At 49.1% G+C, this 13,414-nt stretch carries 7 protein-coding genes, 1 tRNA gene and 2 pseudogenes; 5 read left to right on the top strand and 5 right to left on the bottom strand.

What is annotated here, in order from left to right:
- A pseudogene (locus AKG09_RS11155) lies at nt 1–318 on the top strand (transposase); the annotation flags it as partial.
- Between the two features lie 222 nt (nt 319–540).
- On the opposite strand, the gene putA reads toward AKG09_RS11155, so the two are convergent.
- Entirely contained in the window at nt 541–4,143 is a 3,603-nt protein-coding gene (putA, locus tag AKG09_RS11160) for a bifunctional proline dehydrogenase/L-glutamate gamma-semialdehyde dehydrogenase PutA (RefSeq protein WP_054619518.1), read from the bottom strand.
- A gap of 462 nt (nt 4,144–4,605) precedes the next feature.
- Between putA and AKG09_RS11165 the strand changes: the two genes are divergently transcribed.
- A complete protein-coding gene (locus tag AKG09_RS11165) occupies nt 4,606–5,097 on the top strand; it encodes a heme-binding protein (RefSeq protein WP_054619519.1) in 492 nt (163 codons plus the stop codon).
- 125 nt (nt 5,098–5,222) lie between these two features.
- On the opposite strand, the gene nhaA is transcribed toward AKG09_RS11165, so the two are convergent.
- The 3 genes from nhaA to AKG09_RS11180 form a co-directional block, all read right to left on the bottom strand.
- Nucleotides 5,223–6,368, bottom strand: coding sequence for a Na+/H+ antiporter NhaA (gene nhaA / locus AKG09_RS11170; protein ID WP_082392025.1), 1,146 nt, complete (start codon nt 6,366–6,368; stop codon nt 5,223–5,225).
- Nucleotides 6,369–6,820: 452 nt separating this feature from the next.
- A complete protein-coding gene (gene putP / locus AKG09_RS11175) occupies nt 6,821–8,347 on the bottom strand; it encodes a sodium/proline symporter PutP (RefSeq protein ID WP_054619520.1) in 1,527 nt (508 codons plus the stop codon).
- A 479-nt stretch (nt 8,348–8,826) separates the two neighbouring features.
- Nucleotides 8,827–10,023: an acetate kinase gene (locus AKG09_RS11180; RefSeq protein WP_054619521.1), complete on the bottom strand. Its 1,197-nt coding sequence runs from the start codon at nt 10,021–10,023 to the stop codon at nt 8,827–8,829.
- A 489-nt stretch (nt 10,024–10,512) separates the two neighbouring features.
- Here AKG09_RS11180 and fabA point away from each other — a divergent pair, with 489 nt between their 5' ends.
- The 3 genes from fabA to AKG09_RS11195 all read left to right on the top strand — a co-directional run bounded on the left by fabA (nt 10,513) and on the right by AKG09_RS11195 (nt 12,763).
- On the top strand, nt 10,513–11,037 hold the full coding sequence (gene fabA, locus AKG09_RS11185; protein ID WP_009116932.1) for a 3-hydroxyacyl-[acyl-carrier-protein] dehydratase FabA: 525 nt from the start codon (nt 10,513–10,515) through the stop codon (nt 11,035–11,037).
- 71 nt (nt 11,038–11,108) lie between these two features.
- Complete coding sequence (fabB, locus tag AKG09_RS11190; protein WP_054619522.1) at nt 11,109–12,320, top strand: beta-ketoacyl-ACP synthase I; 1,212 nt, start codon at nt 11,109–11,111, stop codon at nt 12,318–12,320.
- Nucleotides 12,321–12,687: 367 nt separating this feature from the next.
- Nucleotides 12,688–12,763 (top strand) — tRNA-Ile (locus AKG09_RS11195).
- Between the two features lie 333 nt (nt 12,764–13,096).
- Here the strand turns inward: AKG09_RS11195 and AKG09_RS11200 are convergent.
- A pseudogene (locus AKG09_RS11200) lies at nt 13,097–13,414 on the bottom strand (transposase); the annotation flags it as partial.

Here is a 13,414-nt window from a genome sequence, read left to right on the forward strand (position 1 = left end):
TTTGACGAGCTGAGCATCCCTGATCACAGCACCTTATGCCGCTACCGCAACTGGCTGGCATCAGACAACACCCTAGCCGAATTACTGGATCTTATTAACCGTCAACTGACTGAGAAGGGCTTAAAAGCCGCCAATGCCCATGAGTGCAAACACCTGCTGCCTTGTTGGGAAGACCTGGCCAAAGGCACCACCGTTTATGCCGATAAAGGCTACGACAGTATGGAAAACCGGCAACATCTGAAAGAACGTCGGCTGTAGGACGGCATGATGTGCAAATCCCATCGCAACCGGCCGTTGACGGAAGTGCAGATCAAGCGATGTGTTTGAACCTGTTGAAAGTAGCCAACAGGCTAAGTGCGCCTGTTGTTGCCTGAAAGGCAGCCCAGATACCCGATTAATCGGGTATTTGAGGAGAATAAAGGGAATATTGGAATAGAAAACAGCCGAAATCCGGTGTTTGAAGTCCGACTGTTAAATAAAAAGTTATTTTACAAAGGTCTCAGGCATTTTCTGTTGCAAGGGTAAGTTTTGATATCGGATTTACATATCTGCCATTGCCATTAGGCTGGCATTGCCGCCTGCGGCGGTGGTGTTGGTGCTGCAAGCTATTTCTTCAAATATTTGCAGAATATCCAAACCGTTTTCGGAAGGTAAAATGCGTATTAGTGGGCCGTCGCTTTGTGCCAATGTCTCTTTAATGGTTTTCGGTAGTGGTTCTAGCGCGGTAACGTAGCTGATACCGAGTGATTCGGGATGGCTGCTGATTTGCAGCAAGCCGTTTAAAGGCTGGACATGTTCTGCAAGAGGATGGTCTGGTGTGATGATGGTGGTGATACCGTTAGCTGCCAAGGAAACCAGAGCAGAGAATGCGCTAGCCAAGTTACCGCCGTAAAGCCATACATATTTGGGTGCGCGCCAGCTTAATACGTTTCGTTCGCCGGTGGGGCCGGGCAATACTTGTTCGGCATAGCGCAAAGTTTGGATGCGTGCTTGACCGAGTGTACCTGCCAGCGTTAGTTTTTCGCTTTGTGGAAGGGGTAGTTGTTGCAGTACAGTCTGCAACGTGGTTAAAGCTTGTTCGTCGGCCTGGCCGATGCGGCTCAGCTGCGGGATGCGCCAGGTATTTAAGTTGCTTAGGCGTTGTAGGTAAAAAGGGCCGCCGGCTTTGGGGCCTGTGCCGGAAAGTCGGTGTCCGCCGAAGGGTTGCACGCCGACCACGGCGCCGACGATGTTGCGGTTGACATAGATATTGCCTGCTTCGATGCGGCTTTGAATATGCTCGACCGTGTTATCGATGCGGCTGTGGATACCGTGGGTGAGTGCGTAACCTTTGCTGTTGATTTGATCGATCAGCTTGTCAAGCTCATCGGCACGGTAACGCACAATATGCAATACGGGGCCGAACACTTCACGCTGCAAGTCGGTAAGGTTATTCAGTTCAAACATCACAGGCGCGATAAAGGTAGCGTTATCTGCGTTTTCAGACAGGCATATTTGATGGAAGGCTTTCGCTGAGCCTTTCATTTTGTCGATGTGTTTTTGCAGATTTTGCTGTGCTTCGGCGTCAATGACCGGGCCGATGTCTGTTTCCAGCCGTACGGGATTACCGACGCGTAATTCGTTCATTGCACCTTTAATCATCTGAACCATATGGTCGGCCACATCTTCCTGTATGCAAAGAATACGAAGGGCGGAGCAGCGTTGGCCGGCGCTGTCGAATGCCGAACTTAATACATCTGCGCACACTTGTTCGGCCAGCGCGGTGGAATCGACAATCATGGCGTTTTGGCCGCCGGTTTCGGCAATCAATACGGGGTTGTCGCTGCGTTTGGCCAGGGTTTGATTGATCAGGCGCGCCACTTCGGTAGAACCGGTAAAAATTACGCCGTCTATGTGCGGGTCTTGGGTGAGCGCGGCGCCCACATCGCCGGCGCCCAGCACCAAATGCAGGGCTTCGGTAGGCACGCCCGCCTGATGCATAAGGCGCACGGCATAATGGGCAATCAGGCTGGTTTGTTCGGCGGGTTTGGCAACCACGGTATTGCCGGCAGCCAATGCGGCCACCACCTCGCCGGTAAAGATGGCGAGCGGGAAATTCCACGGGCTGATGGCCACGATGGTGCCGACGCCGAGACTGCCTTCGGGTAAAGTTTGCTCGGCTTCATTAGCATAGTAGCGGCAGAAATCTACGGCTTCGCGCACTTCGGCGATGGCGTTTTGCAGGGTTTTGCCGGCTTCACGCACGGCCAACATCATTAAGGTGGGCGTGTGTGCTTCTAGTAGGTCGGAGAAGCGGCGCAGAATGGTTGCGCGTTCGGCCGCAGGTGTGTTGCGCCATGCGGCTTGTGCGGCAACAGCTGCACCAACGGCTTCTTTCGCCAACTCGGCATCGGCAAAGGCAGCGGTGCCCACGATGTCGTTGTGGTCGGCGGGGTTACGAACTTCGTGCGGCGCAGCTGCGGCACGGGTTTGGCCGTTGATTAAAGAGCCTGTCTGAAAACTTTGTTGGGCTGCAGCAGTCATATCGGCTTCCAATTGCTGCAACACGGCTTCGTTGCTTAAATCGACACCTAAAGAATTCAGGCGATCGGTACCGTAGAGGTTGCGCGGCAGCGGTAATGCGCTGTGCAGGCGGATGCCTTGTTGGGCGATGGTTTCGAGTGGGCTCTGGATCAGCTCGTCAACGCTGATTTTTTCATCGACAATCTGATTAACAAATGATGAGTTCGCACCGTTTTCCAACAGGCGGCGCACCAGATAAGCCAGCAGTGTTTCGTGAGTACCCACCGGTGCGTAAATGCGCACGCGGCGGCCTAGGTTTTGTGTGCCGACTACTTGGTCATAAAGCGTTTCGCCCATGCCGTGCAGGCATTGGAATTCAAAATCTTTGCCTTCGCCCATCTGATAAATAGCGGAAAGTGTGTAAGCATTGTGGGTGGCGAATTGCGGGAACACGGCATCTTGTGCCGCCAAGAGTTTGCGCGCACAAGCTAAATAGGAAATATCGGTATGCACTTTGCGGGTGTAAACAGGATAGCCGTTCATGCCGTCTACCTGCGCCCATTTGATTTCGCTATCCCAATATGCGCCTTTTACCAAGCGTATCATGAGTTTCTGATTGCTGCGGCGGGCGAGGTCGATTAAATAATCAATCACAAACGGGCAGCGCTTCTGATAAGCCTGTACCACAAAGCCGATGCCGTTGAAGCCAGCCAAATCGGGATCTGATACCAGCGCTTCCATTAAATCGAGCGACAGCTCCAAGCGGTTGGCTTCTTCGGCGTCGATGTTCAGGCCGATATTGTATTGTTTGGCGAGCAGGAACAGGTTTTTCAGGCGCGGCAACAGTTCGGTCATGACGCGTTCGTGTTGGGCGCGCACATAGCGCGGATGTATGGCAGATAGTTTTACCGAAATGCCGTTGCCTTCATACACGCCTGCATTGGCGGCATCTTTGCCGATAGCGTGGATTGCGTTTACATAATCCTGATAGTAGCGGTCGGCATCGGCTTGGGTCATCGCGGCTTCGCCGAGCATGTCGAACGAGAAACGGTAGCCGAGTTTTTCGCGCTCTTTGCCGTTTGCTAGCGCTTCTTCAATAGTCTGCCCGGTAACAAACTGCTTGCCCAGCATACGCATGGCGTAATCCACACCTTTTCTGATCAAAGGTTCGCCGCCTTTGCCCAGCATGCGCGTGAGTGCCGCGCTCAAGCTTTGTTCGCTTGACGGGGCGGTAAGCTTGCCGGTAATCAGCAAACCCCATGCAGCGGCGTTCACAAATAGAGACGGGCTTTGGTTGAGATGGCTTTTCCAATTACCGTCGGCAAGTTTGTCTTGAATCAGTTTGTTGCGGGTGGCGTTGTCGGGAATGCGCAGCAAGGCCTCGGCCAGGCACATCAGCGCCACGCCTTCTTCGCTGGAAAGGGAAAATTCATGCATTAAAGCGTCAACGCCGGATGATTTTTTTCGGTTTTCACGCACTTGTGTAACCAGGCGGCGGGCGAGGGAATCGGCGGCACTTTGTTCTTCGGGCGACATTTGGGCACATTGAAGCATGTCTTGCACGGCTTCGGTTTCATCGCGGCGGTAGGCGGCAGTGATGAGGTTGCGCAAGTCGGATTGGGTGCGGGCGAAAGCGAACATGAATTTCTCCTGAAGTTTAGGATAAGGTTAAGTAAGTGTTAACAAACAGATAAGGAATGGTATGCCTGTCTGAAAATCCGGGCAGGAAGCAGGCGGGTTTATTTGTTATCGGAAACGGCATGGTTCGGTTGCTTGTTTTGTTTAGAATAGATTGCAACAGAACGGCGCAATTTTAACAGTAAAAGCCTATGTAATATTGCGTCGGATGCTATTTTTTTGAAAGATAGTTGAGCTGATGTGAAAGGTTGATGGTTTTATTGTTTAAAGGCTTTATACTTTTCGGTATGAAAACGTTGAGTTGTGCTTAATATTACTTCTTGGCTTGAGATGTATAAAAATGTTAAATTTATGATAATAAAATAAAGCGCTAAGATGGAATATAGTACGGAGTAAGATTGCGTGCGGTGTTTTTCACGCGATATTAAGCAGTTCATTATATTGACGAGAAATAAGGAGAAAAATATGCGTTATGCTAAAAATTTAGCGGCATTGGTTTGTTTGGCTGCCAGCTTTTCTGTTTCTGCGGAAGCAGTAAAAACATTGCCGGGCGATATTACGCTTTCGCAGGCGCAATCGGTGGTGCAGGCGGCAGTGAAAAAAGCGGAAGCGATGAAAGTGCCCGTGAATGTGGCGGTTGTAGATGCAGGTGGAAACTTAAAAGCGTTTGCACGTATGGACGATGCTTTTTTGGGCAGCATTGATATTGCGGAACGCAAAGCACGCACGGCGCGTTATTTCAATATGTCTACCCGCGCGTTAGGCAAAGCCGCACAGCCCGGTCAGCCGCTTTACGGTATCGAAACCACTAACGACGGTTTGGTGATTTTTGCCGGCGGCGTGCTGTTGACTGATAAAAAAGGCACCATAGTCGGCAGCGTGGGCGTGAGCGGCGGCACGGTGGATGAAGATGAAAGCATTGCTGATGCCGGCGCAAAAGCGCTGTTGAATCGATAAGAAAATTGGTTTTGTTTTCAGACAGGCATCTGAGGCCTGTCTGAAATTGAATGGCCAATAAGAAAAAGGGTTGATCCTGATATCAGGGCAACCCTTTTTCTTATCTGTTGTTATTAATCAAAGCATTAGGCGGCATCGTGTTTGCCTGCATAACGCAAAACCAGATAGCCTGCCACGCCGGCGAAAATAGAGCCTAAGAATACGCCGACTTTACTGTAATCCTGAATGGCGGGTTGGGTAAAGGCGAGCAGGCTGATAAACAGGCTCATGGTAAAGCCGATACCGCACAATAATGCCACGCCGTAAACTTGCAGCCAGCTTGCATTTTCAGGCAAGCTTGTCCAGCCCATTTTCACGGTGGCCCAAACCACGCCGAAGATGCCTACCTGTTTACCGACAAACAAACCTGCTGCGATGCCCAGCACCACGGGTTCAAACAACACCGAAAAATCCAGCCCGGCAAAAGACACGCCAGCATTGGCGAAGCCGAATACCGGCACCACGAAAAACGCCACCGGGTTTTCCAACGCATGCTCCCAAGTCAGCAAAGGCGCTTCTTCGATGCTGTCGGGCACGCGCAAGGGAATGGCAAAAGCCAGCAATACACCGGCCAACGTAGCGTGAATGCCTGTTTTCAATACGAAAAACCAAAGTAGAAAGCCCAAAAGCAAATAAGGCGAGGTTTTCAAGATGCCTTTTTTGTTTAGCGCGAATAGGGCGGCCAATGTGATACCGGCCAAAATCAGATAAAGGAAATTAATGCTTTCTGTGTAGAAAAGTGCGATGACCACGATAACGGCGAGGTCATCCATAATTGCCAGAGCGGTGAGGAAAATTTTCAATGAGGCCGGTACGCGGTTGCCCAGCAGCGCCAACACGCCCAAAGCAAACGCAATATCCGTTGCCGCCGGCACTGCCCAGCCGCGTATGGTTTCAGGGTTATGGCTGTTGAATAAAGCGTAAATCAGCGCTGGCAAAACCAACCCGCCAAATGCTGCGAGGCCGGGTAGGATTCTTTTGGCGTTGGTGTCCAGCTCGCCCTGCAGCAATTCGCGTTTCACTTCCAGGCCGACAAACAGGAAAAACACTGCCATCAGCCCGTCGTTAATCCAATGTGATACGCTCATTCCGCCAACATAAGCACCCAATATGCCGAAATAGTGTTCGGACAAAGCCGAGTTGGCGGCAATAATGCCCAATACGGCGGCTATCATCAACATGATGCCGGCAGCGGGCTCCAAGCTGAAAAAATGAACAATTTTATTTTTCACTAATTTCCCTTCTTAATAAATGATTCGGTGGTGTGTGTTTGAATGTGAAATGGCGGAGTATTGGGTGCGGCATACCGTTTGAGCAGCGCAAACGGGAAACTCTGCCAAAGGGATGAATGTTAAACTATGTTGCCGTAATTTACTTAAATACATGTTAATGCTTGTCTGAAAACTGCAAAAATTAACGGAAAGCAAAACGATAGATAAGCTATATCGGGAATCAGCTTAAAAATAGGCCTGAATATGACGGTGCTGTTGCTGGGTAAGCGGCTTAATCACGAACAGTTAAAACAGGCTTTGTTTTCCTGAAAATTCCGTTTCGTTCGGCATAGCCGGTGTAAAGAATAGGTGTTCGAGGTTTCAGACAGGCATCTTGAGCCCTTTGTTTTGAAACAAGTGAAATAAAAGGCCTGTCTGAAAACGTTCAGACAGGCCTGGCAAACGGGTTTTAATTATTTTGCCGCTTGGTAATCCGCATCCGCTTTTTCAAAACGCTCCTGAACTTCGCGGCTCGGCGCTTTGCTCATTAAAGACACAAGCATAATTACCAGCCAGCATACGATAAAGCCGGGTACGATTTCGTAAATAGTGGTCCAGCCGCTTTCTTTCAGGGCTAAAGCGGGTTTTTTTACCCATTCTGCCCAAACCACTACAGTCAGCGCTCCGGCAATCATGCCTGCTAGTGCGCCGGAAGCGGTCATACGTTTCCAGAATACAGACAAAATCACCACAGGGCCGAATGCCGCGCCAAAACCTGCCCAAGCGTAAGAAACCAAGCCCAAAACTTTGCTCTCGGGATTCGCCGCAATCAAAATCGCAATCACGGCAACTGCCAGCACCATAATGCGGCCAACCCAAACCAACTCTTTCTGAGCCGCGGCAGGGCGTAAGAAACCTTTGTAGAAATCTTCGGTAATCGCACTCGAGCAAACCAAAAGCTGACAAGATAAGGTGGACATTACCGCCGCCAAAATAGCGGAAAGAATCACGCCGGCAACCCAGGGGTTGAACAGGATAGTCGCTAAGGCGATGAATATGCGTTCATTATTACCGCCCATCGAACCAGCGTGGTCGGGGTGCGCGCCAAAGTAAGCGATACCGAAATAACCAACGGCTACGGCGCCGGCCAAACACAGAATCATCCAAGTCATCCCGATACGGCGTGCGCTGGCGAGCGACTTCACATTTTCAGCTGCCATAAAGCGCGCCAGAATATGCGGTTGGCCGAAATAGCCCAAGCCCCAGGCGGCGGTGGAAATGATGCCGATAAATGTCGTGCCGGTAAGCAGGCTGTTGTATACCTGGCCGCTGGATTGTGTGGCGGCTGCGATGGCGGCATTTACTTCGTTTGCGCCGCCTAAAGCCAGATAAACCATAACCGGTGTCAGAATCAGCGCAAAAATCATCAATGTGGCCTGCACAGTGTCCGTCCAGCTTACTGCAAGGAAGCCGCCGATAAAGGTATAGGCAATGGTTGCGCCCGCACCCAGCCAGATGGCTTGCTGGTAAGTCATGCCGCCAAACAGGCTTTGGAACAAGCGTGCTCCTGCTACTACGCCCGATGCACAATAAATCGTGAAGAAAAACAAGATAATGGTAGCGGAAATCACCTTAATCGCCCGACCTTGCGCGCCGAAACGGTTATGAAAATAATCGGGCAGAGTTAAGGCATTGTTGTTGTATTCGGTGTGCACGCGTAAACGACCCGATACCAAGAGCCAGTTAAGCCATGCACCTATCGTCAGGCCGATGGCGATCCAGGCTTCGCTCAAGCCCGCAGCATAAATCGCACCGGGCAAGCCCATCAAGAGCCAGCCCGACATATCGGAAGCTCCCGCAGACATGGCGGTTACGAACGGGCCCAAGCTTCTGCCGCCCAAAATATAATCGTCGAAGTTGCGAGTAGAGAAATAGGCGGCCAAACCGATCAGTAATACGGCGACCAGATACACCCCGAAGGTAATGTACATCGGATTCATAATGTACCTCTTGATGAAGGTTGTGTTTATCGGAGTCGGAAATGGGAGGTTGTATGTTTTATCAAATTGATTCTTATTGGAATTTTTTCCATAAAGATAACTATTCGGGTAACACAAACCATGCTTTCCGGCTTGATTTTTGGAATTTTGATACCAAAGGTTAAGATTTATACTGAAAATTTATAGTTAAGTCAACGTTTGCAAAATGAGGGGCGTAATAAACTATTTTTTAACTAATTGATTTTTATGTTAATGAATTGATAAATGCCTGTCTGAATGCTTTTAGACAGGCGTTGAAACAATATGTAATTGTTGACAATATTTAAATGTGGCTAAGTGTTTGGTTCCCAATTCAATATACGGCTATAGAAAACAACATTCAGATATTTATACAAGATGGCGGGTAAGTGGCGAAATGATATAAGAATGCCTGTCTGAAAAAGTCTTTCAGACAGGCATTCAATCGGGTGGTAGAGAGCCTATAAACCTGAAAGTCTTGCCGTATCTTGAGCTATCATCAGCTCTTCGTTGGTCGGAATCACCACTGCTACCGCAGCGCTGTCGGCTGTTGTGATCACACCGGCGTTACCGAAGCGCGCTTGCAGATTGGCTTCTTTATCCAGTTTGAAGCCTAAGAACGCAACATAGCCCAGCACTTTTTCACGGATGATGTCGGAATTTTCACCGATGCCGCCGGTAAACGCCAACACATCAATACCGCCTGCCGCCACAGCCATGCTGCCTACATATTTTGCCAAGCGGTAGGCAAAAATTTCCAAGGCTAAAACTGCGCCTTCTTGACCTTTGGCCGCTTCTTCTTCAATCGTGCGGCAGTCGCTCGAAATTTCGGAAATGCCGAGCAGGCCGGATTTTTTGTTGAGCAAATCGGTAACTTGGGCAATATCCATGCCGGCATTTTCAGCTAGGAAAGAGAATACGCTAGCGTCCACATCGCCGCTGCGGGTGCCCATTACCAAACCTTCCAGCGGAGTCAGGCCCATGCTGGTGTCAACGGATTTGCCGTTGGCAACCGCAGTAATCGACGCACCGTTACCCAAGTGGGCGATAACCATGCGCAGAGTGTTTTTGTCTTTGCCTAAAAAGCGGGCGGCTTCATCAGCTACGAAGCGGTAGCTGGTGCCATGGAAACCATAACGGCGTAAGCCGTATTTGCGGTAAAGTTCGCGGGGCAAGGCGTAAGTGTAGGCATGGGCGGGCAGGGTTTGGTGGAACGCAGTATCGAACACGGCCACATTCGGCAGACCTTTGAAAATGTTTTGCGCAGCGCGGATACCGAGCAGGTTGGCCGGATTGTGCAGCGGTGCCAACGGAATGCATTTTTCGATACCGGCAATCACTTTTTCATCAATTAAAATAGATTCGCTGTATGTTTCACCCCCGCTCACTACGCGGTGACCGATTGCGGCGATGTTGCTGTCCAGACCGCGGGATTTGAGTTCTTCCATCAAAGCTTCTACGGCGCCGGTGTGGTCGGTGCGGCCTTCCAGAGATACTTTGTGCTTTTCACCGTTGGCTTTAAATGTGATGTAAGCATCTTCCAAGCCCAGTTTTTCGCCCAAGCAGCTCAGCAGCACATCGCCGTTTGCGTTATTCAACACGGCGCCTTTCAGTGAAGAGCTGCCGCAGTTTAATACAAGAATCAATTTATCATTCATGATGTGAAGCTCCTTAATTCAGGATGATTAAAAATTTGAAGTATCCGAATTAAATCGGGATATAAATAAAATTGCGGCCTGAGCATGTGTTGAGTCTGCCGCTATGGCCGATTTGCTAAAACTTAAAATTTGTTTGCTTTTGTTTCGGTCTGGTTTTCAGCGAGGGCACGATTTTACAGAAATTTTAGGCGGCGGTGTAAATTGTTTCGCTCCGTTAACCGGTAGCAAAGCTGTTTGTTTCTCAAACAGATGAAATGTTTGTCTGAGAAGTAAAACCTTTAATGATGTTGTTTGGATATGTTGAATTGAATTTCAGTAAAATTGAAGCGGATTCGAATGATATAGAAAAGTAAGTTGCTGCAAAACAGACGGTACGCTTCTTGACGTTGTTACAAAGCCAACAGTAGAATTATTCACTTCTTAATCTATAAATTAAAGTATAAAACTAACCTTAGTTTTAGTCATATCGTTATCATTTCAAGGATTAACATGACCCAGTTTGTTCCTCAAAACAGCTATACCAAAGAAGAATTACTCGAATGCGGGAAGGGCAACCTGTTCGGTCCCGGCAACGCCCAGCTTCCATTGCCCAATATGCTGATGATTGATCGAATTGTAAGCATTACTAAAGACGGCGGCAAATACGGCAAAGGCGAAATTATTGCTGAGTTGGATATCCATCCCGATTTATGGTTTTTTGATTGCCACTTTCAAGGCGACCCCGTAATGCCGGGTTGTTTGGGCTTGGATGCGATGTGGCAGCTGGTCGGCTTTTTCTTAGGTTGGAGCGGCGCGCCCGGTCGCGGACGTGCATTGGGTTGCGGCGAAGTTAAATTCAGCGGGCAGGTTTTGCCGAAACACAAAAAAATCACTTACCACATCCACATGAAGCGTGTAATGAACAGTAAGTTGGTGCTGGGCATTGCCGATGCCGAAATGAGTGTAGACGGTAAAAAAATCTATGAAGGCAACGGCTTGCGTGTTGGCTTGTTTACCAGCACCGACGATTTCTAAGCAATAGGCTGTATGTTTGCTTTAATCTGAAAATTCAAAACCTTATTCGCTTTATTATTTGGAGATGTAGCATGAAACGAGTAGTGGTAACCGGCATCGGCATCGTGTCGAGCTTGGGTAACAACTGCCAAGAAGTGCTTGAATCACTCAAGAACTTAAAATCAGGCATTGAATTTGATCCCGTTTATCAGGAAATGGGTTTGCGCTCAAATGTTGCGGGCAACATTAAAATCGACACCAAAGAGCATATCGATCGAAAAGCCATACGTTTTATGGGTGATGCTGCCGCTTTTACTTATATAGCCATGAAAGAAGCTATTGAGAATGCCGGTTTGACTCCGGAAATGGTGTCTAATCCACGCACGGGCATTGTGGCCGGCAGTGGCGGCGCTTCTTCTTCGGCTCAGGTTGAAGCTGCTGATGTTTTGCGTGAAAAAGGTGTGAAGCGCATCGGCCCGTACGGCGTAACCAAAACCATGGCTTCTACCGTTTCCGCTTGTTTGGCTACGCACTATCGAATTAAAGGCGTCAACTATTCCATCAGCTCCGCGTGTTCGACCAGTGCGCATTGTATCGGCAATGCGGCCGAGCTGATTCAATTGGGCAAGCAAGATATCGTATTTGCCGGCGGCGGTGAAGAAGTATCGTGGCAGATGAGTATGCTGTTTGATGCGATGGGCGCCATGTCGAGCAAATACAATGATGCGCCTCAAACTGCCAGCCGAGCCTATGATGCCGACCGCGATGGGTTCGTGATTTCCGGCGGCGGCAGCATCTTGGTGTTGGAAGAATACGATCACGCTAAAGCGCGCGGCGCCAAGATTTTGTGTGAAATCACCGGTTATGGCGCTACTTCCGACGGCTATGACATGGTACAGCCTTCAGGCGAAGGTGCGGTACGCTGTATGGAAATGGCTTTGGCACAACACGGCGGTAAGGTAGACTACATCAATGCGCACGGTACCTCCACACCGGTGGGCGACACCAAAGAGCTGGAAGCCATCCGTAAGGTGTTTCACGGCAAAGATGTGCCTTTTATCAGCTCTACCAAATCCCTTTCCGGCCATGCACTTGGCGCGGCGGGCTCTAATGAAGCAATTTATTCCATTTTGATGATGCAGAATGATTTTGTATGCGCCAGCGCCAATATTCAGAATATTGATGAAGAGGCGGCCGATCTGCCTATTTTGCGTGAGAATAAGCAGATGAAGCTGGATGCTGTGATGTCTAACAGCTTTGGTTTCGGCGGTACAAATGCTACATTGATTTTCAGCAAGGTTTAAATGCCTGTCTGAAAAACTGAATAAAACACCCGGCTCATCAAACCGGGTGTTTTGTTTTGTGCTATCGCGGAATAGCCAAAAACGGTAACGGTATCGTGTTGTTGCAGCAAATGAAGATTAAAAATAGTATGTTTGCCATACTTAAACTTGCCTGGTATGACATGTAGATGATTGTAGTTATGGAAATGCCTGTCTGAAAGAGTGGTTTTCAGGCAGGCATTATGTGAATCGGTTCAAGAGTTCTGCTATATTTCGTGCCGTTTTGCCTCGCATTGTATGAGTTTAATTTTCACGGTTTTATTGAAAACTTCGCTCGCTTCTTGTCTGAAGCAAATATTGTGTTATACAATACATGCTTTCTCTAGCCGGGCCTGTAGCTCAGGGGTTAGAGCAGGGGACTCATAATCCCTTGGTCGTCGGTTCGAACCCGACCGGGCCCACCAAATACGAATCCGCATAATAATTTATGCGGATTTAATTTTGCTAAAAATTTGTACGGCTGGAAAAAGTTGTGTCGGATGCTGAGCGGTGTGATTAAAGTGCAATAAACCGAAGATTGTAAAATGCCTGTCTGAAAAATTTTCAGACAGGCAGAGACCTTTGCAAAATAACTCTTTATTTAACAGTCGGACTTCAAACACCGGATTTCGGCTGTTTTCTATTCCAATATTCCCTTTATTCTCCTCAAATACCCGATTAATCGGGTATCTGGGCTGCCTTTCAGGCAACAACAGGCGCACTTAGCCTGTTGGCTACTTTCAACAGGTTCAAACACATCGCTTGATCTGCACTTCCGTCAACGGCCGGTTGCGATGGGATTTGCACATCATGCCGTCCTACAGCCGACGTTCTTTCAGATGTTGCCGGTTTTCCATACTGTCGTAGCCTTTATCGGCATAAACGGTGGTGCCTTTGGCCAGGTCTTCCCAACAAGGCAGCAGGTGTTTGCACTCATGGGCATTGGCGGCTTTTAAGCCCTTCTCAGTCAGTTGACGGTTAATAAGATCCAGTAATTCGGCTAGGGTGTTGTCTGATGCCAGCCAGTTGCGGTAGCGGCATAAGGTGCTGTGATCAGGGATGCTCAGCTCGTCAAA

The sequence above is a fragment of the Neisseria sp. 83E34 genome (assembly GCF_001308015.1).
Lineage (GTDB): Bacteria > Pseudomonadota > Gammaproteobacteria > Burkholderiales > Neisseriaceae > Neisseria.

Excerpts from the sequence above, each read along its gene's own strand:
- putA (WP_054619518.1), bottom strand. The coding sequence starts at position 4,143 with ATGTTCGCTTTCGCCCGCACCCAATCCGACTTGCGCAACCTCATCACT.
- AKG09_RS11165 (WP_054619519.1), top strand. The coding sequence starts at position 4,606 with ATGCGTTATGCTAAAAATTTAGCGGCATTGGTTTGTTTGGCTGCCAGC.
- putP (WP_054619520.1), bottom strand. The coding sequence starts at position 8,347 with ATGAATCCGATGTACATTACCTTCGGGGTGTATCTGGTCGCCGTATTA.
- AKG09_RS11180 (WP_054619521.1), bottom strand. The coding sequence starts at position 10,023 with ATGAATGATAAATTGATTCTTGTATTAAACTGCGGCAGCTCTTCACTG.
- fabA (WP_009116932.1), top strand. The coding sequence starts at position 10,513 with ATGACCCAGTTTGTTCCTCAAAACAGCTATACCAAAGAAGAATTACTC.
- fabB (WP_054619522.1), top strand. The coding sequence starts at position 11,109 with ATGAAACGAGTAGTGGTAACCGGCATCGGCATCGTGTCGAGCTTGGGT.